21 protein-coding genes and 1 pseudogene are annotated in these 23,480 nt (G+C 63.3%); 5 read left to right on the top strand and 17 right to left on the bottom strand.

Translation table 11 applies throughout. The features are described 5' to 3' along the window. Positions 1 to 14: 14 nt before the first annotated feature. The 9 genes and pseudogenes from NP3_RS36145 to NP3_RS50870 all read right to left on the bottom strand — a co-directional run. Entirely contained in the window at positions 15 to 971 is a 957-nt protein-coding gene (locus NP3_RS36145) for an MlaD family protein (RefSeq protein ID WP_063046218.1), read from the bottom strand. Next, a complete protein-coding gene (locus NP3_RS36140) occupies positions 968 to 2,062 on the bottom strand; it encodes an MlaD family protein (RefSeq protein WP_245721253.1) in 1,095 nt (364 codons plus the stop codon). Before NP3_RS36140 ends, NP3_RS36145 begins: the two co-directional genes overlap by 4 nt. Beyond that, a complete protein-coding gene (locus tag NP3_RS36135) occupies positions 2,059 to 3,162 on the bottom strand; it encodes an MlaD family protein (RefSeq protein ID WP_063046217.1) in 1,104 nt (367 codons plus the stop codon). The genes NP3_RS36140 and NP3_RS36135 overlap by 4 nt, the downstream gene beginning before the upstream one ends. Then, the gene (locus tag NP3_RS36130; protein ID WP_245721252.1) at positions 3,162 to 4,196 is read right to left on the bottom strand and encodes an MlaD family protein; all 1,035 of its coding nucleotides are present in this window, start codon (positions 4,194 to 4,196) and stop codon (positions 3,162 to 3,164) included. Before NP3_RS36130 ends, NP3_RS36135 begins: the two co-directional genes overlap by 1 nt. Next, on the bottom strand, positions 4,184 to 5,182 hold the full coding sequence (locus tag NP3_RS36125) for an MlaD family protein (protein ID WP_245721251.1): 999 nt from the start codon (positions 5,180 to 5,182) through the stop codon (positions 4,184 to 4,186). The genes NP3_RS36130 and NP3_RS36125 overlap by 13 nt, the downstream gene beginning before the upstream one ends. Positions 5,183 to 5,187: 5 nt before the next feature. Continuing rightward, entirely contained in the window at positions 5,188 to 6,246 is a 1,059-nt protein-coding gene (locus NP3_RS36120; protein WP_063046215.1) for an MlaD family protein, read from the bottom strand. A 4-nt stretch (positions 6,247 to 6,250) separates the two neighbouring features. Further along, complete coding sequence (locus tag NP3_RS36115; RefSeq protein ID WP_063046214.1) at positions 6,251 to 7,114, bottom strand: ABC transporter permease; 864 nt, start codon at positions 7,112 to 7,114, stop codon at positions 6,251 to 6,253. Beyond that, positions 7,114 to 7,971 carry an MlaE family ABC transporter permease gene (locus NP3_RS36110; RefSeq protein WP_063046213.1) on the bottom strand — a complete coding sequence of 286 codons (858 nt, stop codon included), beginning with the start codon at positions 7,969 to 7,971 and terminating at the stop codon, positions 7,114 to 7,116. The genes NP3_RS36115 and NP3_RS36110 overlap by 1 nt, the downstream gene beginning before the upstream one ends. Before the next feature lie 1,247 nt (positions 7,972 to 9,218). Then, positions 9,219 to 9,660: pseudogene (locus tag NP3_RS50870) on the bottom strand (diacylglycerol kinase); the annotation flags it as partial. A 118-nt stretch (positions 9,661 to 9,778) separates the two neighbouring features. Here NP3_RS50870 and NP3_RS36100 point away from each other — a divergent pair. The 5 genes from NP3_RS36100 (at position 9,779) to NP3_RS36080 (ending at position 13,973) form a co-directional block, all read left to right on the top strand. Next, the gene (locus NP3_RS36100) at positions 9,779 to 10,519 is read left to right on the top strand and encodes a glucose 1-dehydrogenase (protein ID WP_063046211.1); all 741 of its coding nucleotides are present in this window, start codon (positions 9,779 to 9,781) and stop codon (positions 10,517 to 10,519) included. Between the two features lie 176 nt (positions 10,520 to 10,695). Further along, positions 10,696 to 11,481 (top strand): enoyl-CoA hydratase/isomerase family protein, encoded by a 786-nt coding sequence (locus NP3_RS36095; RefSeq protein ID WP_063046210.1) that lies wholly within the window; start codon positions 10,696 to 10,698, stop codon positions 11,479 to 11,481. A gap of 2 nt (positions 11,482 to 11,483) precedes the next feature. Then, the gene (locus NP3_RS36090; protein ID WP_063046209.1) at positions 11,484 to 12,569 is read left to right on the top strand and encodes an S-(hydroxymethyl)mycothiol dehydrogenase; all 1,086 of its coding nucleotides are present in this window, start codon (positions 11,484 to 11,486) and stop codon (positions 12,567 to 12,569) included. Further along, on the top strand, positions 12,566 to 13,219 hold the full coding sequence (locus NP3_RS36085) for an MBL fold metallo-hydrolase (protein ID WP_245721250.1): 654 nt from the start codon (positions 12,566 to 12,568) through the stop codon (positions 13,217 to 13,219). Before NP3_RS36090 ends, NP3_RS36085 begins: the two co-directional genes overlap by 4 nt. 100 nt (positions 13,220 to 13,319) lie before the next feature. Then, complete coding sequence (locus NP3_RS36080; RefSeq protein ID WP_063046208.1) at positions 13,320 to 13,973, top strand: class I SAM-dependent methyltransferase; 654 nt, start codon at positions 13,320 to 13,322, stop codon at positions 13,971 to 13,973. 13 nt (positions 13,974 to 13,986) lie between these two features. Here NP3_RS36080 and NP3_RS36075 read toward each other — a convergent pair whose 3' ends face one another. The 8 genes from NP3_RS36075 to NP3_RS51665 form a co-directional block, all read right to left on the bottom strand. Further along, a complete protein-coding gene (locus tag NP3_RS36075; protein ID WP_063046207.1) occupies positions 13,987 to 15,012 on the bottom strand; it encodes a glucosidase family protein in 1,026 nt (341 codons plus the stop codon). Then, a complete protein-coding gene (locus NP3_RS36070) occupies positions 14,999 to 15,730 on the bottom strand; it encodes a class I SAM-dependent methyltransferase (RefSeq protein WP_063046206.1) in 732 nt (243 codons plus the stop codon). The genes NP3_RS36075 and NP3_RS36070 overlap by 14 nt, the downstream gene beginning before the upstream one ends. Before the next feature lie 31 nt (positions 15,731 to 15,761). Further along, positions 15,762 to 17,018 carry a glycosyltransferase family 4 protein gene (locus NP3_RS36065; protein WP_063046205.1) on the bottom strand — a complete coding sequence of 419 codons (1,257 nt, stop codon included), beginning with the start codon at positions 17,016 to 17,018 and terminating at the stop codon, positions 15,762 to 15,764. Further along, entirely contained in the window at positions 17,009 to 18,634 is a 1,626-nt protein-coding gene (locus NP3_RS36060) for a GMC family oxidoreductase (RefSeq protein WP_063046204.1), read from the bottom strand. Before NP3_RS36060 ends, NP3_RS36065 begins: the two co-directional genes overlap by 10 nt. 44 nt (positions 18,635 to 18,678) lie before the next feature. Then, complete coding sequence (locus tag NP3_RS36055; RefSeq protein ID WP_218024994.1) at positions 18,679 to 19,923, bottom strand: cytochrome P450; 1,245 nt, start codon at positions 19,921 to 19,923, stop codon at positions 18,679 to 18,681. Between the two features lie 52 nt (positions 19,924 to 19,975). Further along, positions 19,976 to 21,328 carry a lanosterol 14-alpha demethylase gene (gene cyp51 / locus NP3_RS36050; RefSeq protein ID WP_063046202.1) on the bottom strand — a complete coding sequence of 451 codons (1,353 nt, stop codon included), beginning with the start codon at positions 21,326 to 21,328 and terminating at the stop codon, positions 19,976 to 19,978. A gap of 475 nt (positions 21,329 to 21,803) precedes the next feature. Then, positions 21,804 to 22,391, bottom strand: coding sequence for a TetR/AcrR family transcriptional regulator (locus tag NP3_RS36045; protein ID WP_063046201.1), 588 nt, complete (start codon positions 22,389 to 22,391; stop codon positions 21,804 to 21,806). A gap of 129 nt (positions 22,392 to 22,520) precedes the next feature. Further along, positions 22,521 to 22,859, bottom strand: a complete 339-nt coding sequence (locus tag NP3_RS51665) for a hypothetical protein (RefSeq protein WP_063046200.1) — start codon at positions 22,857 to 22,859, stop codon at positions 22,521 to 22,523. Between the last annotated feature and the right edge of the window lie 621 nt (positions 22,860 to 23,480).

Genomic DNA, 23,480 nt, shown 5'->3' with positions numbered 1-23,480 from the left:
TGGTGCTCGGCCCGCTAATTGATGTGGATCCGGAAATGCAGGGACCCGTCGGGTTCGACACTCTGCAGTGCCTGCCCGATCAGGGCGCTGATGTCGATGTGGGGTGTACGAGCGACAGCGTCGGCCACTACCGGTTGCAGCACCGGCGCCAATGGGGCGATCCCCGGCCCGATCTTGTTCAGCAGATCGGTCAGCTGCCCGAGGAACGGCACAAGGCCGTCCCCGGTGAAATAATTCGATACCGGCTGTGCTTTCGACAGCACCGAGCCGTGCTCGACGATTTTGGTCAGCGAGGTGCCGAATAGACCGAGTTGCGGCCCAGCGGTGCTCAGCGAAGGGCCCAGCCAGTCCATATTCGCGCCCATGGCCTGCATATCGGCGAACAGCTGCCGGATGGTGTCGGTGCGGCTGAGAAGGGTGGCTGCCAGCAGATCGGAGGAGCGCTGCAGTGTCTGCATGGCCTGGTCCGTGCCCGACAGCGCGGTGTCGAAGGTGTCGACCAAATGTGAGATCGCCTCGGGGTGAATCTGATCGAGCAGTTGCACCGCCCGTGACGAGAGCTGGGTGATGGTCATCGGCAGCCGCACTTGGTCGGCCGCGATATGTTGCCCATCGTGAAGATACGGCCCCGAGTTTCCGGTCGACGCGAATTCGATATACGGTTCGCCGAGGGCCGACAGCTGTTCGATACGGACGTTGCTGGAGACTGGAACGCGGTACCGCTTGTCGATTTTCAGGGAGACGAGTACACCGGTGGCCTGCTTACGCACTGATTGAGTCTTCCCGACCGACACGCCGTCGAGTAGCACCGGCGAATTCGGCCCCAACCCGGCCGAGTTGTCCAGTTGTAGGTCTGCGGTGAAATACGACTTGCGCGGATCGACATGCAGCACACCGGCTGTCATGTAGACGATGCCGAAGACCAGCACTGCGGCGATCGCCGTCAGCGATATCGCGCCTCGAACCCTCATCGGACCGCTCCGATCATCCGCAGGGTATCGACGATGCGCTTGGTGGGGTCATCGGGGCCCATGCCGGGATCCGGCGGCGTCACTCCGACGCCGACCATATTGATCTTCGGACCGTGGTCGGTGAAGGGAATGACCTTGTTCTGGATGAGATCGATCAATTTCTTGAAGTTGGAGGGCGAGTCGGTGTCCAGGGGTGCGCTGCCGAACAGCATCGGCACCACCGCGCGTGCGGCGCCGGCGGTCGAATCAAGTACCGGCCCGAGCCATTTGGTGGACGGGGCGAACGGGCCGAGCGCAGTAAGCACGAAGATGACCCCGATTTCGGCGTTCATCACATCGGTTGTGTGCTGCACACCGTCCGGGGTCAGCAGCGGATCCCAAGTGGAGGTTCGTCCGAGCAGCCCATCGTCGACCGTCGCCTGGATTCCGCTGACCACCGCGTGAATCGAATCGGTATGTGCGGCCAGGTCGTCGAGGTCCTGACCCAGTGTTTCCGAGATCCGTGCGGTGTCGGCCGGATTTCTCGGCATGATCCCGTTCATCTTGTGCACGATGTTCTGGACATCGTTTACAGCTCCGCTTCCGACGAAGGTCGCCAGCTGGGCGAGGATGTCCTCGATGGGCAGCGCTTGGCGGGTGTCGGCGAGCGGGATGGTGGCATCCGGTGGGATCTCACCCGACGCCGGTGCTGCCGGCTCGGTGAGGGCGATGTGCACGTCGCCGAGCGGTGTCGCCTGTCGCAGCTGCGCGGTGGTACCGGCCGGTAGGTGCACCGAGGTGCGGATGGCGACATCAGCGATCACATACCCCTGGCGTGCAGGGGTGGTAGCGGTGGCCGGGACCGGGTTGACGAGGGTGACACCGGTCAACTGGCCGACCCGCACGCCATCCGCGATGACCTTGGCGCCCTGCGGCAGGTTGAGCACATCGGCGAATTCGATGCGCAGGTGATAGGTCGAGCCACCGACACCGGTCCCGGGAACGGGAATATCGGCCGGTTGGAAACCGCAGGCGGTGGCCGATATCGCAATGGTCGAAGCGGCCAGGGTGTGCAGCCCGAGGCGGCGGGTGGTCTGGGACGGATTCCTCACTTCGCGCTCACCGCCGCGAGGAGTACGGGCAGTGCAGGCACCGTCACCGCGCCGTTGTCGCCGACCCCGCATTGCTGATCTGCAGCGGCTTTCAGCGCGGCACAGATTTGGTCGGTCTGTTGTTGTGGCAGTGCGAGTTTCGGTGGCGCGTAACGGATGGTGAGTTGTCCGTCGGCAGGATCGACCGCGCCGGCGAAACCGGTGGCGATGGCGGGCGCCATGCGGATGACATCGGCCAGTGAGCTGACGCCGTTCGAAATCAGTTGCGGCAGGTTCGGAATCGCGTTGACGGCATGGAGTGTGGGGGTGCCGAATTTCATGATCACCTCATTGAGTTCGGGCAGCTCTCCCGAGAGTGCGGCGACCAGATCGATCACGGGTGGGAAGGCGAGGGTGTTGATGTCGTTGAAGGTTTGGGTGAGCCGCGGAACGATGGTCTCGAGATCGGACCAACCGTTCTGGGCGCGGTGCGCGAGATCGCTGAGGCTGTCGAGCAGCTGCCCGAGGTGACCGATGGCGGCGTCGGGCGAGTTCAGCGCCTTGCTCAATTGCAGGATGAGCGCATTGATCTGGTCTCCGGTTCCGGAGGTGGCGCGGTCGAGTGCGTCGATCCCGTCGCCGAGTGCGGTTCGCTGGGCGGGATCCTTCGCGGCGTTGAGCTGATCGGACAGTTTCGCCAGGGCGTCGAAGGTTTCCGAAAGACTTTTGGGTGTCAGGGTTTTGGTGATGCAGGTGCTCGGATTCCAACCGGCACCTGTCGGTTCGGGTCCGATGAGGGCGAGGTTGCGGTCGGCGACGATAGTGTTGCTGACCGTCACCGCGCCCACGTCCGGCGGGAGTTTGCGGTCCTTGCGCACCGTGAACCGCACCCGAGCCGATCCGCCGACGGGTTCGATACTGGTAACCTTGCCGACCTGAATTCCCATGACGGTGACCGCACTGTCTTTGTACAGGCCGATGCTGTCGGGCATGTCAGCGCAGTAACTGCGGGTCGCAGGCTCGGGTTTGCTCAGCTTCAACCCGATTACGGCCGCCAGTATGAGTACGAGAATGACTGTGGCGGACATCAGTCCGCGTGATCCGAGAATCCGGCTGAGCATCAACAACCTCCTCCGGGAACCGGTACACACACCCCGGCGATCGTGGTGCCGGACTGGTCCACGGTTACCCCGTCGCCGGGCTGGACAAGCGGCTGCAGGCGCTGTTCGAAGGTGCGCAGCGAATCGAGCAGTGTGGACAGACGGCCACCGAGTTCTTGAAGTTTCGGGATAGCCTCGGCGAGCGGCTGAGTCTGATCGCGTAGCGAGTCGTCCCAGATTCGACCGAGCGGTGCGAATTCCTGCAGTAGTTGCGCCAGTCCGTGCAAAGCCCAGCTGAGTTGTTCATGGTTGTTGGCGACGATGTTCTCGAGGGTGCCGAAGGTTCTCATCAAGTTGACCAGGACATCGGAGTTCTTGTTGAGCGCCGTCAGGTATTCACTGCTGAGTGACAGTGTTTTCGAGATATCGACATTCTGTTTGTCCATGATGGCGACGATGTCGCCGGCCGCCCGGGTGATACTGCGAATGGAGTCCGGGCTCTTGTCGATCGAGCTGGACAGGGCGGCCAGATCCTGGCGGATGACATCACCGTCGGTCTTCTGCACGGGTTCGATGGCATCCTGAAATGCCTGCGTCAGACGATACGGCAGGATGACCCGCTGGGTGGGGATTACCTTGGTGCCGAGCGGACCGGGTCCGGCCGGTTGAACGGCCAGATAATATCCGCCGACGATGGTCAGCATGCGCACGGCCAGAGTGGTCTGATCACCGATGAAAACATTGCTCTTCACCGTGAATGTCATCCGCACTCGGTCGGGCAGTAATTCGAGCGATTTCACCTTGCCGACAGGTATGCCGGCAATGCGGACGTCATCGCCGGCGCGGACGGCGCCGGCCTCTGCCAATTCCGCAGAGTAAGTGCGCTCCGGGGAGGTGCCGACCATGTTGATCACACCGATGGCGGCGACCAGAATCAGGACCACGACTATTCCGGCGATACCCCAGCGCAGTTGCGTGCCGCGTTCGCTCCGGCTGGTCGACAGCAGGCGCACGCGGCGTAGCACACGCGTCGACGACATCTTTATCGATGGCATAGCGTGATCCTCTGTCCGGCGATGAGCACCTGCAGGGGTTCGGGCGCCGCGGCGATGCCTTGTGAGCAGGTGATGTTCGCTTCGGGGCCGGTCGGCGGGATAATCGCGGCCAAGGTCTGGAGCATTCCCGGCAGTCGGCCGAGCACGTCAGCGGCTTGGCTCGGGCTGGGGAATACCCGATGCAGCAGGGCGTCGAGATCCTTGTTTTCCTCGCCGGTGACGCCCAGCGCCTGCAGCAGGTCGAGTAGTGGCCGCAACATCGGCGGGATCTCTAATGCGAACTGAACGAGGCCGGGCAGTTTGTCGGTGATTGTGACGAAAAGATCCGTCAGATTGGTCATGAGTTTCATCGCGTTGCCCGACTTACCGGCCATATGGTCGGACACTTGCGCGAAATTGTTCACCAATGTCGAGAGCACCTGCTGTCGATCGGATGCCAAGCGGCTGAGCTTATCGATAGCGTCCAGCGCCGGTCCGATGCCGTCGCCATCGCCTTGAACGACAGCGAGCATACTGTTCGCGAACTGATTCAGGTCTTCGGGCGACAATTGCGCGAGGACGGGTTGTAGGCCGTTGAATAGTGTGGTGATGTCGAAGGCCGGAACCGTGTGCGCGGTATCGAAAACCGTGGCGGGTTTGCGGCTCGCACCTGGTTGCTCGGGTTGCTGAATCTCCAGATATCGGAACCCGGTCAGATTCTGATAACGCACGGCCACTTTGGTTTCGGTGTACAGCGGATGGCCCACTGACACCGTGAAACGCACGCGAGCCAGTGCGCCGTCGAGATCGACCGAGCGCACTTTGCCGACCTGGACGCCGTAGAGGCGGACATCGTCACCGAGTCGAAGTCCGTTGGCATCGGTGAAGATCGCCGTGTAGGTATCGGTCCGGCCACTGACCGGTCGTTCGATCAGCCGGAGTACCCCGACCAGAGCCAGGGCCATAACGGCCACCGAAACCATGATGCGGAGCCACAGCCAACGCATCGACATCAGCGTGCCCCTGCACCGGGCTGGTGCGCGAGCAGCGCCGACAGCGGACCGGCCAGTCCAGGAACCACATCCAGGTCTACGCGCGCATTCAGCACCGGGCCGGACGGCGAATCGTGGAATGCTGTGCCGAGCCGGGCGAGCAGTTCACTCAGCTCGCCCTCGGAACGCTCTGGTGCACTGACGGCTCCGGACACCTGGTCGAGGATCGCAGTGGCGATCGGCAGGAAGCCTTGGAAGTACTTTTGGGCGGTGTAGAGCGTGTCGGTTGCCGCCGGGAGCATGAGAGTTTTCACTTTGTCGAACATTTCCGAGAACCGTTGGATGTCTTGTTTGGTTTGCAGCTGCTGATTCGTCAGATCCGAATGCAGCAGCTCCGCCGCGCCGGCCAACAGTGCGGGTACTCCGTTGAGAGCCGATCCGTACTGGTCGAGAAGGAATGACGGGGGGAGCTGCCGTGTTTCGGTGTAAGAGCGCGCTGTGGTGCCGATCGCCTGCAGGAGCGGGGTGAAGGCGTTGATGTCGTGAGAGGTCCTACGAAGCAGCTCGGTCAGCTTCGGGGTGAGGACGTCGTCGGTCAGCTGGCCGGTGGATTCCAGCAGCGCTGCGAGTGTCGCATCGCGTACTCGGTCGGGGTCGCGGCCGCTGAGATCGATGGTCGAGCCGTCGGTGAGGGGTTTGCCGCCGTTGACCGAGTTCAGTTGCAGTGCAGTGATTCCGAATAGATTGCCCGGCGCGTAATCGACGGTCAGGGCGTCTGTCAGGCCGAACAGTTGGGACCCCTGTAGATCCAGGCCGATCCGCTGGCGGCCCGGACCGACGATGGCGACCGAGGCGACCGACCCGACCCGCACCCCGTCGAGCCGGACATCGGTGCCGGGCGCGACACCCGCACCGACATGGGTGGCAAGCAACGCGACCCGGATGTCGTCGGCCGGGCGGCTATCCGGAAGCGCCTGCCACACAATGACTATGAGCAAGACGATGACAACGGCGCCGATTCCGAGGGTGCGGGCGCGGCGGGGCCCGACTTCGGTTCCGGGCAAGGCATAGGCAGGCATGACGTCACCCGGTGAATGTGATGGGGGACTGGAATCCCCACAGAACGATGGTCGTGAGCATGTCGAGTGTGATGATCGAGACGAGACTGGCACGTACTGCGCGCCCGGAGGCGGTGCCAACGCCTTCGGGGCCGCCGGTGGCGAAAAATCCTTGGTAGCAATGGATCAGGACCACGGCGAGCGCGAAGACCATCACCTTGATAGTGGCGGCGACAACATCCCAGCCGAGGACGAACTGATCGAAGTAGTGGTCGTAGGTGCCGGCGGGGGTGCCGTGGATGGTCGTCACGATCAGCTCGCACGACAGGTAGCTGAGGATCAGAGCGACCACGAAAGCCGGTGCGACCGCGATAATTCCGGCGATCACGCGGGTCGTCACCACAAACGGCACCGACCGCACGCCCAGCGATTCGAGTGCGTCGATCTCCTCGGAGATGCGCATGGAGCCGATCTCGGCGGTCATTCGGCAGCCGGCCTGGGCGGCGAATCCGACCCCGGCGGCAATGGGCGCGAGTTCGCGGGTGACGCCGAAGGCCGAGATCAGGCCACTGAGTTGGCCCAGCGACAGCAGATTGAGCGCACTGTAGGCCTCGATTCCGATGGATGCGCCCATGGCGGCGCCCATCAACAGCATGAGCGGCACAACGCCGCCGCCGATGATGACCGAACCGCGACCCCAAGTCATATCGGTGATCACGGCGACCGTCTGGCGCCGGTAGTGCACCAGCGTGTAGGGCATCGAGGACAGCACCTGCCAACCGAACCCGAGGGCGAAGCCGATCGACTCGATCGGGCCCATCGGGTGGACTCGGCGTCGGATGCGGTTGGTCCACCGCAGGCCGAACGGAGCATACGGTGTGGCTGGCATCACGCCATCCTTACTGGGAAGAACATGGTGACCACCTGGGTGATGGCGGTATTGAGGACGGTGACCGTGGCGACGGACATCACCACGGCGGCATTGACCCCATCAGCGACCCCGCGGGGCCCGCCGCGCGCCTCGAGTCCGCGCTGGCAGGCGATGACCACCACCAAGAAGCCGAAGATCAGTGCCTTGATCAGCGAAACCCAGACATCGAGTGTGCTGGTGAACGCGCCGAACGACTGCCAGTAACTGCCCGGCGTGACACCGAGGGCGGTGACCGCGACGGCGAATCCGGACACTATGCCGACCGCGACGATCAAGATGTTGAGCAGGGGAGCGACCAGCATCATCGCCGCGATCCGCGGAACCACCAGGCGCTGCACCGGATCGATACCCATGACACGCATGGCATCGACCTCTTCGCGGATGGTCTGCGCGCCGAGATCCGAGGCAATGGCGGCGGATCCGGCGCCGCCGAGCATCATCGCCGTCGCCAGGGGCGCGCCCTGTTTGATCACGCCGAGCCCGCCGGCCGCCCCGATCATCGAATCCGCGCCGAGCTGCGACACGATATTGCCGACCTGAGTGGACACGATGACGCCGAACGGAATCGCCATCAGCACACTTGGAATGGCGGTGACCTTGATCAGAAACCAAGCCTGCGTGAGGGTTTCGCGGGTCTTGAACCGCATTTGCACCGCATCGGTCACGCCGATCCGGGCGGCCTGACAACCCATTCGCAACGCCCTGCCGAGGGTGGCCAGGCTGGATAGGACCGTGTCGGAAAAGTTCCGGCGCAGCACTGCTGCAGCCGGTGGCACCGCCGACTCGGGAAAGATATCCAGATCAGTGTTCGTCATCGAATCTCCGGGTGTCCGCCGAGCAATGCGGCAGAACGTACCATATGATCTGGACCACTATCCAGACATCTATCCAGATAGGTGCTCCGATTGTCGGGGAGCAGTCCACTCTTGTATGTCTCGGCTGGTCATCGGTATTGGCTGGACTGTTGTCCAGTAGTGGTTTGTCTGTATTGTCGGATGCCGCACAGCCGGGATCCCCGAGGGTGGTCGCCGATGATCGGGTCGCGTGGCGTGCGTCCGCTAGCGAACTTTGCAGGTGTAAATCCTGATGTAAATCGCTATTTGCGCAGAATTCCGAGGCGGCTGCTCCCGGCGGTCTTCGTCGGCCGGTTGTAGTCGGCCTGCTATCTGAGGGGTGGCAATGGCCAGGGCTTCGACATGCGGGCGCCGCGGAGGGGGTTCCAGCTCGCGGTGGATCAATTCTGGACATATCACCCAGGTTGTGGTGTGCGGGCGCCTCGCGGGTGTCCAGTTCTTGGGCAACTGTCCATACGTTCATCTGTACAAGTGTCTATGTATGTGACATCCTGGTGTCGACGCTTTCGCATCCCTCCCCCTTTGGATCGCAAGTGTCGGCGACGGGCGAAGTCTGCAACCCGCATCAGGTCGCAGACTTCGCCTTCGCTTTCAGGTGAATTACCTTGCGTGTCTTTAATTTTCGTAGTCCAGGTGCGGCCTGGTTGGTGGCCGTGTGGTGGCAGGCGGCGTGCCATTCCCGCACAAGTGGTCGAAGCCTGAAGGTAGTGCGCGGGGCGTGAAGGCAAAGATCTTGGGCTGCAGTCGATCTCATTCCGTGGTACTCGAAGTGACGCGTACAATTAAAGCCGCGCCGAATGCGAAACGAGGGCAGCGACTCAGGTCGTTCAAGAAGCGCCGATCTGCGCCGGGACAACTCGGTTGGGCTCGCTGCCAACGCCCCTGTGCAGCCCACCGGAGTCTAAGTCGGCCGCACCGAAACGGTGAGCAACAACCCGCCGGCGTGCTCGTCCGACTGCGGATCGACGACCGCTACCGTATTCCGGTGTCGAGCACCGTCCGCGTCGAACAGTTGTCGGCGCTCGGCCTGCCCTGACATCGATACCGAGCTAGACCCGACCGTCAGCCAGAAGCGCTGCAGTGCCAACGGATTTGGCGGCGGTGTTAGGATCGCGCTACGCCGGACGTAGACCGTCACGAGGAATCGCAGTCGGGTGGTGATCTGGCCAGACTTCCGATCAAGATCCACGGGTCGGCCTCTTCGAGCGGCGAATGTGTTCGACCGTCGGACATGTGCCGGTCAGCGCAATGTGTAGCAGGTCGTTGGCGAATCCGGGATCCATGCCGGTGATGAACAGGCTCGAGTTGCCGTGCTGTACAGCATCTTTCACGGGCGCGATGTACTTTCCGGGTAGGACACGCCACGAATATTGCAACAGCCCTGGCGCGGAGCCCACGACATTGACGCCCGCCGCGAGCAGTCACCGGCAATCCTTGATCGCCTCCTGCGGCCGAGTGTCTCCCATCGCGCAGTACACGACGCAGTCCGGTTCACGAGCGGGCAGATTGCCGAGGTCCGCGACGGCCGTGACCCCGGGTCTGCGAGTTCACCCTCGTTCTTTCCGGTCTTTCCGGGTGTCGAGACGCAGACCGCGGCCAACGCGAGGCGGCCGGTGTTCCCGTGCCGACATGAGCGACGCGGATGGGCAGGTTTTCTCCTTGTGGACGGCGGGTTCGGACCGGGATCAGATGAGCTGCTCTAGCGTCTGATCATAATTCTGGACACTAGTCTGGATCGAAGTCCAGCCAGTATGTTAACGTGACCGCTATGGGACGTGTAGACGGCAAAGTTGCACTCATCAGTGGCGGTGCGCGCGGGATGGGCGCCGCACACGCCGAAATGCTCGTCGCCGAGGGGGCCGAGGTTATTCTCGGCGACATCCTCGATGACGAAGGCAAGGCGCTGGCCGAATCACTCGGTGCGGCAGCGCATTACGTCCATCTCGACGTAACCGAGCCCGTTCACTGGGACGCGGCGGTGCGCGAGGCACAAAGCAAGTTCGGCAAACTGAATGTGCTGGTGAACAATGCTGGCATTGTCAACGGTGGACCGCTGCAGAAGTTCGACCTCGGCAAGTGGCGCCAGATCATCGACGTCAACCTGACCGGGACCTTCCTCGGAATGAGGGCCGTTGTCGACTCGATGATCGCCGCCGGCGGCGGGTCGATCATCAACGTCTCGTCGATCGAAGGTTTGCGTGGTGCGCCGTGGGCGCACGGGTACGTCGCCTCGAAATGGGGCGTGCGCGGCCTGGCCAAGTCGGCCGCGCTCGAATTGGCATCGCACAATATTCGCGTCAATTCACTGCACCCGGGCTTGATTCGAACCCCGATGACCGCGGGCATACCAGACGATTTGGTGACTATCCCGCTGGGCCGTCCCGCGCAACCGTCGGAGGTCGCGACGTTCGTGCTGTTCCTGGCCAGCGACGAATCCTCGTACGCGACAGGCTCGGAATTCGTTGTAGACGGTGGCCTGGTGACCGCTGTCCCTCACAAGGCCTCCTGACCCCGGGACTTCGGATGCCACGCCGTCCCCTCCTGCGCCAGCATCGCCGTGAAGGCACCCGGTCATCCGTTCGGCCCCTGGCGCCGTCGCGCCCTATCTGTCGCGCCCCGCGACGCGTATTGGTGCGCATAGGCGGGACGGCCCTTCTCACGAACCTTTCGAAGCGAGAACGAACCATGGTTCTGAAAGTTGTTGACGACGAGCGGGTTCGAGTCCTGACCCTCGACCGACCGGACTCACTCAATGCCTTCAACGAGCAACTCTACGACGCGCTGGCGTCGGAATTGTCCATCGCCACAACCGATCCCAGCGTTGCCGTCGTCGTCCTGACCGGCGCCGGAAGGGCGTTCAGTGCCGGAACCGACCTGCTGGAGATGCAAGCACGCATCACCGATCCGGACTTCACACCCGGGAAGTTCGGGTTTCTCGGACTCATCGACGCACTAGCGGATTTCCCGAAACCGCTGATCGTCGCGGTCAATGGGCTCGGGCTCGGTATCGGCGCAACGATTCTGGGTTTCGCCGACCTGGCATTCATGTCCTCCACAGCACGACTGAAGTGCCCCTTCACCAGTTTGGGCGTGGCACCGGAGGCGGCTTCGTCGTACCTGTTCCCGCGCCTGATCGGCCACCAAAACGCCGCTTGGATGCTGATGTCGGCGGAATGGATGACCGCCGACGAAGCCGCACAGATCGGCCTGGTCCGCTCGGTGTGCACACCGGAGGAACTGATGCCGACGGCGTTGCGTCATGCCCGGTTACTGGCGGCCAGGCCGATCTCGAGCCTGATCGCAGTCAAACGAACCATGATCGAACCCATACGGGCCGAAATCGCCGCAGCGCGCGAACGCGAGAACGCTTGCTTCGCCGAGTTGATGGGCGGTCCGGCCAACACGGAGGCACTGATGGCTTTTGCCGAAGGACGCGAACCCGATTTCACAAACCTGCCGGCGGGGTGGTGATGATGGCCGAGAGCGTGCGCGGCGTCATCGCCCGATCGGCAGGCGCTCCGGTGGAGCTGACAGACATCATCATTCCCGACCCGGGTCCCCACGATGTGGTAGTGCGAGTGCTCGCCTGCGGGGTGTGCCACACAGACCTGACGTATCGAGAAGGCCGCATCAACGATGAATTCCCGTTCCTGCTCGGGCACGAGGCAGCCGGAATCGTCGATCGCATCGGTGATTCCGTCACTCATGTCAGAGTTGGCGACTTTGTAGTCCTGAACTGGCGAGCGGTGTGCGGGCGCTGCCGGGCTTGCCGCCGCGGACGCCCCTGGTATTGCTTCGATACCTACAACGCCGAACAAAAAATGAGCCTCGCCGACGGTACCGTACTGACGCCCGCGCTCGGGATCGGCGCGTTTGCCGACAAGACACTGGTGCATGAAGGCCAATGCACCATCGTGGATTCCGCGATCGACCCGGCCGTCGCCGGGCTCCTCGGCTGCGGTGTAATGGCAGGGCTGGGGGCGGCACTGCACACTGGCAGTGTCGGCCCTGGCGATAGCGTCGCCGTGATCGGCTGTGGCGGCGTCGGCGCGGCCGCTGTCGCGGGCGCGCGACTGGCCGGAGCGACAACGATCATCGCGGTCGATCGCGACATCAGCAAGCTGGCCGCCGCAGTCGGGCTGGGTGCTACGCACACTATCGACGCATCCAGCGAAGACTCGGTCACCCGAATCCAGGAATACACAGGCGGTTTCGGTGCTGACGTCGTGATCGATGCAGTCGGCCGCCCCGAAACCTGGCAGCAGGCGTTCTACGCACGGGACCTGGCGGGGACAGTGGTACTGGTCGGCGTACCGACGCCGGACATGCGGATCGACATGCCGTTGCTGGACTTCTTCTCACACGGTGGCGCACTGAAGTCGTCTTGGTACGGCGATTGCCTGCCAGAGCGAGACTTCCCGACATTGATCGAGTTCTACCGCCAGGGCCGGCTGCCGCTGGACATGTTCGTCTCTGAACACATAGCACTCGACGAGGTCGAAAAATCCTTCGACACCATGAAATCCGGACGCATTCTGCGGTCGGTGGTTGTGCTGTGACACCCGAAACCGTGCATCGTCTCGGCTCGCTGCGCGTCGAGAAGGTCCGCACCTCGGGCACCTTCGATCTCGACGGAGGGAGCTGGGAGGTCGAGAACAATGTCTGGGTATTCGGCGATGATCACGAGGTCGTGGTCATCGACGCCGCACACGACGCCCAGCCGATCTTGGCAGCCGTGAACGGGCGAGAGGTGCGCGCAGTCGTGTGCACACACGGGCACAACGACCACATCGGTGCCGCTGAGGAACTGGGGACGCACCTGGACGCACCTGTCGCCCTGCATCCCGGCGATGAAATGCTGTGGCGACGAGTGCATCCGGGATTCAACTTCGCCGCGATCAGTGACCGGGACCGTATTCCGGTGGCGGGAACCGAGATCGAGATCGTCCACACCCCTGGGCATTCACCCGGCTCCGTATGCGTATGGGCGCCTGAATTGAAGCTTCTGTTCAGTGGTGACACCTTGTTCGCGGGCGGACCAGGCGCAACGGGCAGGTCCTACTCCGACTTTCCCACCATCATCGAGTCACTGCGCGAACGTGTGTTCACCCTCGCCGACAACACGACAGTGTTGACTGGGCACGGGCGCGCAACCGACCTGGGGGCTGAAAGCCCACACCTCGAGGAATGGATCGCCCGCGGATGGTGATCCGCACCGATGCCGTGGATGGACGGTCCGATAATCCGCCGCAGGCAGGACGGCGCGCGCACGACCGACAAGGAGGCGCGCGCCGCAGAAAGGATTTCGCATGACCCAGGTCGAGCTTCCCGCAGGCACCCGTAACCTGTTCGCACTCGCCGAGCAGGTTCCAGGATTCATGCCTGCGGAGGAGGGACGCGCCCTGTACGAGGCTGCCCGTGCCCATGCCGGTGAGGGCAGCATCATGGAAATCGGGACCTACTGCGGTAAGTCGACCATTTACCTCGGAGCGGCCGCGCGTGAAACCGGCGCCCAGGTCTTCACCGTCGATCACCACCGCGGTTCCGAGGAGCATCAGCCCGGGTGGGCATACCACGACACTGCGCTGGTTGACCCTGAGACGGGTGTCTTCGACACCGTGGCTTCCTTCCGCCGCAGCATGATCCGCGCGGGATTGGCCGAAACCGTCGTCGCCATCATCGGATCTTCCGCGGCAGCCGCCCGTATCTGGCGCACCCCGTTGCGCCTGCTGTTCATAGACGGTGGCCACACTGAGGAAGCAGCGCAGCGCGATTACGGTGACTGGGCCCACTGGGTCATCGAGGGCGGCCTGCTCGCCATCCACGACGTCTTCCCGGACCCCGCCGACGGCGGTCAGGCTCCGTACCACATCTATCGCCGCGCCCTCGACAGCGGAGGTTTCCGCGAGCTTTCCGTCACCGGTTCTCTTCGGATCCTTCAGCGCGCGGGGTCCGCCGACTGAGGCGTCGACGTTCTCAGTGGGGGAGTACATCGCGGAAGATGCCGTTCGCCGCAGTTGTGCGGGTGAGGGCATCAGCGGCCAGAAGGACGGCAGCACCGGTCCAGGTGGGGCATTCCTCCGGCCATCGTTTGCCGTCGATGTAGACCAAACCCGTCCAGTAGGACCCGTCGGAGTCGCGCAGATGTTGCATATCCGACAGCATGCGGTGGGCGCGCTCGGTGTCACCCAGAGCGTCGAGAGCCAGCGCGAGTTCGCAGGTTTCCGCACCGGTGACCCAGGGGGCGTCGGAGACGCAGCGGATGCCCAGGTCCGCGACGACGAACTCGTCCCAGTGGCGATCGATGCGGTCGCGGGCTGCCGCGCCGCGCAACGCGCCGCCGAGAACTGGGTAGTACCAGTCCATGGAGTAGCGACTCTTGTCCAGAAACGCCTCCGGGTGATCGTGCAGGGCGCGACCGAGACGACGCCGCGCTGCGACCCAGTCCGGTCGGCTTTCACCGAGGCGGTTGGCGAGAGTCGTGGCACAGGCGAGGCTGTGGAAGATACTGGAGCAACCGGTGAGCAGTGCCTCGCCCGAGGTGCCGGATTCGGAGGCCGACCAATGGATTTCGCCGTGCGGACCGAGCTGGAGAGTAAGCACGAAGTCGATGGCTGCGCGGACGGCAGGCCACATTTCGGCGGCGAACTCGTGATCGCCGGTGACGGTCAGGTAATGGAGAATGCCTGTCGCCAGGTAGGCGCAGAAGTTGGTGTCGGCATCGGGGTTCTCGATGACGCCCTGACGGAATTGCATGGGCCAGGAACCGTCCGCGCGCTGTGTCTTAGCGGACCAAATGTACGCGTCGCGGGCCTCGTTCCACAGTCCAGCGACGGTCAAGCCCATCGCGGATTCGATGTGGTCCCAGGGATCGGTGTGGCCGCTGGGGAACCAGGGGAGAGCGCCGTCGGGTTCCTGTGCCGCGGCGATGGATTCACCGGTACGGCGGATGTCGCGGGCGGATAGGACACCGGGGACGGCCGGGAGTTCAGCGGGTGACATCGTGCGCTGCCGGTTTGGTGAAGTAGAGGGCAACGCTCTTGCCGATGAGCGGGTTAAGGAGACGCTCGGTGATCCGGGTCAATAGTGGAGCGGACATCATGTCCCACACCAGCATTCGGTGATAGGTCGTCACTGCCGGGTGGTTGTTGTCGGAGACCCCGACAGCGCATTTCAGCCACCAGTAGGGCGAGTGCAGCGCGTGAGCGTGCTTTAAGTGGCTGAACCGGAGGGCGTGGGCGCTCACCTTGTCGCGCAGTTCGTTCGCGCGGTAGATGCGGACGTGGCCGCCGTCGTTGGCGTGGTACTCGTCCGACAGTGCCCAGCAGATCCTTTCGGGCAGCCAACGTGGGACGGTGATCGCAAGGCGGCCGCCGGGTTTGAGCACGCGCACCAATTCGGTGATCGCCTGCGCGTCGTTCGGGATGTGCTCGAGGATCTCCGAGGCAATGACCACGTCGAATTCGGCGTCGCCGTAAGGCAGGTCGAGGGCGTCGCCGTGGACGGTCTCGGCCTTGGCGTCCTCGGGGGCCTCGCCTGTCTCGGCCATGGCCTCGAACATGACCTTCACATCGGTCAGGTCGCCGGTGTTCTGGTCGAAGGCCACGATGTCCGCGCCGCGTCGGTACGCTTCGAACGAGTGCCGTCCCGCACCGCATCCGACGTCGATTACGCGCGCCCCGGGCCCGATGCCCAGGCGGTCGAAGTCGATAGTAAGCATGAGGTCTCCTTCCCGTTGGTGATGGGTTGATTCATCGGCTGGTTCCAGCCGCTGTGGTGCCAGATCGGTACAGGTGTCGCTCGATCGCCTGTTCATAGACCGCCACGGTCTGTGCGCCAACGGCCGACCAGCTGAATACCTCCAGCGCTCGTCGCCGTCCGGCGATACCCATGCGGCGCAGCCGGTCCCGATCGAGCAGCAAACGACCCAGGACCTGAGTCAAGGCGTCGACGTCGCCAGGTTCGACCAGTTCGGCGCAGTCACCGACAACTTCGGGTAACGCGCCGGCACGGCTTGCAACCAACGGAGTCCCGCTGGCCATGGCTTCCACGGCCGGTAGCGAAAAGCCTTCGTACAGGGAGGGAATGCAGGCGATGTCGGCGGATGCGAGCAGCTCGGCGAGCTGCTGGTCACTCAGTCCGGCCGTGGCTGTGACGATATCAGCGATCCCGAGTTCGGCGATGAGCTTTTCGGTTGGTCCGTTCGACTCCAGCTTCGCGACGAGCCGAAGTTCGACATCGTGGGTGTGGCGTAGCCGCGCAACGGCTTTGAGTAGATGCGCGACACCTTTGAGAGGTTTGTCAGCACTGGCCACCGCGACGATCCGCCCAGCGGCCCGCGGCTGGTTCCGTGGCCGGAAAAACGTCGTATCCACGCCCAGTGGCACGGTATTCAGCTGCTCCGGCGATACCGCGAAGTCCTCGACGATATCGGTCGCAGACGAGGAGGACACGGTGATCAGGTCCGGAATCTGGCGTGCCACTTTCTGCTGCATGTCGAGGAACCCGTACCAGCGGCGCACGAATGGCTTCCGTCGCCACGGCGCGGCCGCCAGATCCACGGCCCGGTCGCGGGTGATCGGATGATGGATCGTCGCGGTCAGCGGCAGCCGACGGGCGATGTCCAGCAGCCCGTAGCCGAGGCACTGATTGTCGTGCACCACATCGAAATCGTGTGTCCGCGCGGACAGCAGTTTCGCCGCGCGCAGACTGAATGTGCGTGGCTCGGGGAACCCGGCTGTCCACATCGTGGCGACTTCGAGCAGATCGATACGGTCGCGGATCTCGCGGGGATGCGGTGTGCGGAAGGGGTCGTCGTCGCAGTAGAGATCGAGGCTGGGCACCTCGGTGAGCCGCACCCGCGGATCCAGGTGTTCCGGATAGGGCTGGCCCGACAATACTTCGACGTCGTGGCCGAGCTCCGCCAGACCTTGACTCAGATACCGGACGTAGACTCCTTGTCCTCCACAGTGTGTCTTGCTCCGGTAAGACAGCAGGGCTATGCGCATCCGGCAGCCTGGGCAAGCAGTTCGGCGCACTTCTCGCCGATCATGAGCGACGGCGCGTTGGTGTTGCCGCCGGTGATGTTCGGCATGATCGACGCGTCGGCAACACGCAGGCCTTCGATGCCGCGGACTCTCAGCGTCGGGTCGACGACAGAGCGCTCGTCGACGCCCATCCGGCAGGTGCCAACCGGGTGGTAGATCGAATGCACGCGGTTGGGCAGCTCACGGCGCAGGGTGGCGTCGTCCGGGAATTCGTTCCCAGGCGCGTACTCCTCGACGATGTCATGGGCAATTGCCTTGTGCGCCATGATTTCCCGGATAGTCTTCACGCCCTCGACCAGGAAGTCGGTGTCGCGTGGGTCGGTGAGGTAGCCGGGATCGATGAGCGGAGCAGCGAACGGGTCCGCCGATGCCAGCCTCAGTTCGCCGCGGCTCTTCGGATAGATGAGGCTGGGCAGGACGGTGAGCGCGGGCCGGCGCTCCACCAGATACATTTTGTCCTCGTCCTGATTGGGCACCGGATAGCTCCACGGCAGGCTGTGGATTTGCATATCCGGGTAGTCCGCGTCGGCGAACTTGGTCTTGACGAAGCCGACCGCCTCGAACACCGTGCGTCCCATCCAGGTGCTACCCGGGCGCCGCAGCTCGCGCGCCAAAGCCCGGGCGAAGTAGGTCGGTATGCCGCGGTGGATGGCCTTCTTGGATATGAACGTCAGGGGAACGAATAAGTGGTCGTGCAGATTCTGCCCGACCGGCAGATCCGACTGCACCGTGATGCCGAGCTCGCGCAGGTGTTGGGCCGGTCCGATGCCCGACAACATGAGGATCTGCGGTGACCCCATCACGCCGCCACAGACGATGATCTCTCTACCTGCGTGGATGATGCGGCGGGCACCATTGCGATCGGCGACCTCCACACCGGTGGCGCGGCCCTTGTCGATGACGATGCGCGTCACGTGGACTCGCGTGATCACCCGAGGGCACTTGTCCGGCCTTTCGGTGAGGTACGCGCGAGACGAACTGTAGCGCAACCCGTTTCGCACGGTCTGCTGGAATATAGAGATGCCTTCCTGCGACGCGCCGTTGTAATCGTCGATGATCGGTGTGCCGAGGGTCTCGGACGCGGCGACCATGAATTCCTGCGAGACGGGGGTGAGGTCTTTCTGGCGTGTCACTTGGACCGGCCCGCCGACACCGCGATGGGCGTCGGCTCCGCCTTCCCAGTTCTCCAAACGTCGATAGGCGGGCAGGACCTCTTCGTAGCTCCAGCCCGAATTGCCTTCCGCGGCCCAGGAATCGAAGTTGGCTCGGTTTCCGCGTACGAACAGCATGCCGTTGACCGAACTCGATCCGCCAAGCACCTTGCCTCGGGTCATCGGGATCGTTCGGTCGTTGGCGTGCTTCTGCGGGATCGAGTACTGCTTCCAGCACACTCGCTGCTTCAGCGGCGGAATAGTGTGGACCATTGTGATGAGGCCGGGGCTGGTGACCAGCCGGCTGGTATCCGGGCCTCCGGCCTCCAGCAGGATCACGCTCACTCCTCGCTGTGCCAAACGGCCCGCGATGACCGCGCCTGCGCTGCCGGCGCCTACGACGATGTAGTCTGCTGCTTCGCTCATGGATTCGCCTGTCTATCTTGATGTGCTCCCGCGCCTGGTCGGGTCTACTCGTATCGGACGTGCCAGTGCTTGATGCCGTTGATCCAGCCGGAGCGCAGTCGTTCGGGTTCGGCGAGCTGCGATAGATTCGGCATCGTGTCGGCTAGGGCGTTGAACATCAAATCGATTTCCAGTCGCGCGAGATTCGCGCCGACGCAATAGTGTGCGCCGGTGCCGCCGAAGGCCAGATGCGGATTGGGGTCGCGCAGGATGTCGAAGTCGAAGGGGCGCTCGAAGGCGTCCTCGTCGAAATTGGCTGAACTGTAGAATAATCCGACGCGCTGTCCTTTGCGGATCTGTTGCCCACCGAGCTCGGTGTCTTCGGTCGCGGTGCGCTGGAAGGCGGTCACCGGGGTGGCCCAGCGCACGATTTCGTCGGGCGCGGTGCGCGGGCGCTGCTGTTTGTATAGCTCCCACTGCTCCGGATTGTCGACGAATGCCTTCATGCCGTGGGTGATGGCGTTACGGGTGGTCTCGTTGCCCGCAACGGCCAGCAGGATGACGAAGAAGCCGAATTCATCCGAGCCGAGGGCTTCACCGTCGATGTCGGCGTGTACGAGCTGACTGACGATATCGTCGACCGGGTTGGCGCGCCGCTGCTCGGCCATGTTCCAGGCATAGCCCAGGATTTCCACCGACGCGTTGGTCGAGGTGGTAGTCGTGATGGTGTCGGCGTACTCGGGGTCGTCGTAGTTGAGCATCTGGTTGGACCAGTCGAACAGTTTGCGCCGGTCTTCCTGCGGGACACCAATAAGTTCGGCGATGGCCTGCAGTGGGAGCTCACACGCGATGCGCTCGACGAAATCACCACCAACTTCTTTCTTGGCGGCGTGCACGATCGCGGCCGCCCGCTCGGTGAGAGCATTGCGCAATCCTTCGACCGCGCGGGGGCTGAATCCCTTGGAGATGATGCGCCGGATCTTGGTGTGCTTGGGCGGATCCATATTCACCAGCAGGGCGCGTGTGAGCTCGATCTGCTCAGGGGTCACCTCGCCCGGCAGTCGGATGATGGAGCCCTTCTGCTGCGAGGAGAACAGTTCCGGTTTGCGTGAGATCTCTTTGATGTCTTCGTGTTTGGTGACCACCCAATAGCCGCCGTCGCGGAACCCGCCGGACTGTTCGTCGGTCTGGGCGTTCCACCAGACGGGTGCGGTGCGCCGCAGCGTGGCGAATTCATGGGCGGGGTTGCGGTTTTCCCAGAGCGCCGGATCGGTGAAATCGAATCCGGTGGGCATGGACAGAGCTGGCACAACTGCCTCCTGAGGGGCCGACGTCATTGTGGACCGGTACTTCCAGGGGGTCTCACCGCCGCCGGCGGCGGTAGCGAACACGGCACGGCTGCTGCAGCTGCACGACCATCTTGGAGTGGTCGTTGCGGTAGGAATCCGGCGGCTGGGCCAGCTCGAATTCCCAGTCCCGCAACAGGATCGAGAAGATCGCCTTGAGCTGCATGAGCGCGAACGGGGCACCGACGCAACGATGACGGCCCGCGCCGAAGGGGATCCAGGTCCAGCGGTTGACGATGTCCTCTTGCCGCGGATCGAGGTAGCGGCTCGGATCGAAGGTGTCCGGATTCGGGAAGTCCTGGGCGATCCGGTTGGAGATCGCCGGAGTCGCCGCCACCATGTCGCCGGGTGCAATCCGGTTGCCGCAGACCTCGAATGCGTCACGGGCGATGCGCATGAGGATGATCAGCGGCGGATGCAGCCGCAGCGTTTCCTTCAGCGCAGCTTCGAGATTGGGAATCTGTCGCAGCGCGTTGTGGCTGACCTCCGAGCCGTCCGCATACAACTCGTCGAGTTCGGCGGTGACAGCGGCCAGCGTCTCGGGGTGGCGCAACAGTTCGATGATCGTCCAAGCGGCGGTGCCCGACGTGGTGTGATGGCCGGCGAACATCATCGAAATGAAAATGCCGGTGATCTCGCTGGCCGAGAACCGCAAGGCCCCGCTCTCATCTTTGACCGACATGAGAACGTCGAGCATGTCGCGGTCGTCCTTGCCGGTCGGCGGATTCGAATCCCGTCCATCCATGATCGACTGGACGAGCTCGACCAGCTTCGCGCGGGCCTCGTCGCGCCGGATGAAGCTCTCGATCGGCGCATAAGGATCGACATAGGCCAAGGCATCGGTGCCCTGCTCGAGCTCGTGGTATAAGTGTGCAAATCGCGAGTCGAGCTGCTCGCGGAACTTCACGCCGATCAGGCACGCCGACGAGGTGTAGATGGTCAGTTCCGCGAAGAATTCGAGGAGATCGATCTCGCCCTCGTCGCCCCATCCGGCGAGCATCCGATCCACCTCGCTGGCAATGGTGGCGGCGTGCCCGCGCATGTGTTCCGCGCGCAGGGCCTGGTTGTGCAGCATCTCCTTGCGGCGTTCGGGTGGTGCGTCGAACACAACCCCCTCGCCGAAGATGGGCTTCATGAACGGGTAAGCAGCGCCCTGGTCCAGGTCCTCGTCGCCGGCGCGGAAGAAGAACTCGTTGGCTTCGGACCCGGAAAGCAGAATCACATCGCGCCCCGCCAGTTCGAAGGCTCCGACATCACCGCACTCGGTCCGCACCCGCCGCATCAAGGCGATGGGGGCGGTGCGGAACTCTTCCAGATGCCCGTGTTCGTCTTCGCCTCCGGACACTCGCTGTGGCTTGACCAGCGCCATTGGAAATCCTTCCCGAGATACCTGTCCAGACATATGATGGACATGTGTCTGGACAGTACTATGATCCACTGTGTACGACAAGACTTGATAGACGGACCGACAGCGGGAACGAGAGCGAAGATCGAACGCAAACCCCGGCCCCTGCGGGCATGCTTCGGAAGGGGTGAACGAGGGTGATGGCTGCGTTTGATGCGCTCTTAATGTGACGAAATCCGCTGCAGCAGAAGGGAGTGCATCACTCGAACGATCGCCCTTGTAGGGCAAGTGCCGAGCGGCGTACCGCCTGGTTTCGGAGCTACGCCTGCTGGGTGCTGGTCGATACCGCTATCGACAATCGCACTGCCGCAATGACGTTCGAAGCGCGACGTTCGCTATTCGGCGCCGTCCGCAGCGCAGCGACTATCGATGGCTGCGGTATCCGTGAAAGGCAAACGGACGCACAAACGTACCCCCTTTGCTCGGCTGCGGAATATGCTCAGCTGCCCGGATCGGTCAGGATTCGACGTGCGCAGACTTCCAGCACGTCGGCTACCTCCTCATATGACAGCAGCCCCATGCCGCCTTGCAGCAGTGCGCCTGAATAGAGCAGTTCGAGCATGGACAGGCGTGCCCTGTCCTGCTCCCCCAGGGCCACGGCGAGCCGGTGGCGTATCTCGCGTCCGATGCGTACGCGCAGGTGTTGCACATCGGGGTCGTCGCCGAGCAAGGCGTTGCTGACCGCGCTGGCCAATGCCGGCTCGTCGGCCACGAGCATCGAAATCTGCCGCAGCACCGCGACCACTCGCGTGGCCGGATCGGAGTCATCGGTTTCCGGTTCGGGAGTCGCTATCAGTCGCCGCCAGAACACCTCCGAGATCAGATGCTCCTTGGAGGAGAAGTATGTGTAGGCGGTAGCGGTACCGACACCCGCGGCAGCGGCGACCAGTCGTATCGTTGTGCCGGAGTACCCTTCGCGCGACAGCACGTCGACAGCCGATGCCGTTAGACGGTCGACCGTGTCGGCTTGTTTTTCGGTCAAGCGCCGTCGGGTGGCTTCGACACCGGTGGACGTGAGTTCGGACATATGTCTGGATATTACTACGGTAATGTGTCCAGAACAATTGGCATCGGGTGTGTCGCTGGTCCCGAAAATGACGAGAGAATACGAATTGGTCCGTCGGCGAGGAAATGGCATAGTTCGCGTACCCGCGCGTTATGACAACTTCTCCGCGCGGGCGTGCGAACTGGTCTGATTCAGGACGTCGCTTCGGGGCTTCGGGTGCGATGCAACTCGACCGCCACCCGTCCGGCCAATCAGCGGCAGATCAAGGTAGGTTCGGACGCCCGGTTCGGCCGCGACAACGTAGGGAATGGCATTCACGCAGTGCATGGCCGTCGCGACCACAGCAGGATTTCGCGACAATCCGGCTTCCATCGAGTGTGGCATGCCCGAGACGGTGACGAGACAGCCCGGGTCGCCACCGATTTCGATTTCGAACCGTTCGTCCTCGGGGCCGAGTGTCCGTGGCGGGTCAAGGTTGTGCTGTCCCATGAACTAGTTGACCGCCGCGGTGATGACCCGACCGTCGACGGTGCCTGCCATCGGAAACTTTGAGCGGCAACGTGTCCGGGCTCGATCAGTCCGATCAGGAAGTCGATCGGCGCGGCCGCCACCGCCGTTTCGTGAGTGACCCGCAGATCGGGATCCAGGTCGAATCCGAGTTCGTCCGCGAGCATCCACACAGATTGTGCGTATCCGGCGCCGAGCAGTTCGCCCATGGGACTGGTGGCGGCCTGTTCGGAAGTGGCGTCGAAAAGCATCCAGTCACGGACGACATCTGGGGTGACCTAGGTGCGGATGTCGGAATATTCTTCTGCGCGAACCGAAGTCACCGGACCGGACAGGGCCAACAGCACCAAGGGGCAGGTGCTCGGTGATCGACGAAGCGACCACCGTCGTTCGGGATGATCCCTGCGGCCGGAATCGATGTGCAGCATCTCCGCGGTCGGGAATCTCGGGTCGTCGTGGCGTGGGCCGGATGCAGTTGACCGGACATTCGCCACGCAACTGGCGTCGTCGCAGCAGCGCTGGGTGATTGCGTATGCCTTCAGCTCGTCCTCATGCGATGGATACCGGAAGAACGGGTTTCGGCGGGTTCACCGGTGATGTAGT

The organism is Nocardia pseudovaccinii NBRC 100343, assembly GCF_001613225.1.
GTDB classification, from domain to species: domain Bacteria; phylum Actinomycetota; class Actinomycetes; order Mycobacteriales; family Mycobacteriaceae; genus Nocardia; species Nocardia pseudovaccinii.
The sequence above is the reverse complement of the archived record's forward strand: the minus strand, read 5'-3'. Positions and strand labels throughout refer to the sequence as shown.

Coding starts and splice junctions, on each gene's coding strand:
- NP3_RS36145 (WP_063046218.1), bottom strand. CDS start 971: ATGAGGGTTCGAGGCGCGATATCGCTGACGGCGATCGCCGCAGTGCTG.
- NP3_RS36135 (WP_063046217.1), bottom strand. CDS start 3,162: ATGCTCAGCCGGATTCTCGGATCACGCGGACTGATGTCCGCCACAGTC.
- NP3_RS36130 (WP_245721252.1), bottom strand. CDS start 4,196: ATGCCATCGATAAAGATGTCGTCGACGCGTGTGCTACGCCGCGTGCGC.
- NP3_RS36125 (WP_245721251.1), bottom strand. CDS start 5,182: ATGCGTTGGCTGTGGCTCCGCATCATGGTTTCGGTGGCCGTTATGGCC.
- NP3_RS36120 (WP_063046215.1), bottom strand. CDS start 6,246: ATGCCTGCCTATGCCTTGCCCGGAACCGAAGTCGGGCCCCGCCGCGCC.
- NP3_RS36115 (WP_063046214.1), bottom strand. CDS start 7,114: ATGCCAGCCACACCGTATGCTCCGTTCGGCCTGCGGTGGACCAACCGC.
- NP3_RS36110 (WP_063046213.1), bottom strand. CDS start 7,971: ATGACGAACACTGATCTGGATATCTTTCCCGAGTCGGCGGTGCCACCG.
- NP3_RS36100 (WP_063046211.1), top strand. CDS start 9,779: ATGGGACGTGTAGACGGCAAAGTTGCACTCATCAGTGGCGGTGCGCGC.
- NP3_RS36095 (WP_063046210.1), top strand. CDS start 10,696: ATGGTTCTGAAAGTTGTTGACGACGAGCGGGTTCGAGTCCTGACCCTC.
- NP3_RS36090 (WP_063046209.1), top strand. CDS start 11,484: ATGGCCGAGAGCGTGCGCGGCGTCATCGCCCGATCGGCAGGCGCTCCG.
- NP3_RS36080 (WP_063046208.1), top strand. CDS start 13,320: ATGACCCAGGTCGAGCTTCCCGCAGGCACCCGTAACCTGTTCGCACTC.
- NP3_RS36075 (WP_063046207.1), bottom strand. CDS start 15,012: ATGTCACCCGCTGAACTCCCGGCCGTCCCCGGTGTCCTATCCGCCCGC.
- NP3_RS36070 (WP_063046206.1), bottom strand. CDS start 15,730: ATGCTTACTATCGACTTCGACCGCCTGGGCATCGGGCCCGGGGCGCGC.
- NP3_RS36065 (WP_063046205.1), bottom strand. CDS start 17,018: ATGCGCATAGCCCTGCTGTCTTACCGGAGCAAGACACACTGTGGAGGA.
- NP3_RS36060 (WP_063046204.1), bottom strand. CDS start 18,634: ATGAGCGAAGCAGCAGACTACATCGTCGTAGGCGCCGGCAGCGCAGGC.
- cyp51 (WP_063046202.1), bottom strand. CDS start 21,328: ATGGCGCTGGTCAAGCCACAGCGAGTGTCCGGAGGCGAAGACGAACAC.
- NP3_RS36045 (WP_063046201.1), bottom strand. CDS start 22,391: ATGTCCGAACTCACGTCCACCGGTGTCGAAGCCACCCGACGGCGCTTG.
- NP3_RS51665 (WP_063046200.1), bottom strand. CDS start 22,859: ATGGGACAGCACAACCTTGACCCGCCACGGACACTCGGCCCCGAGGAC.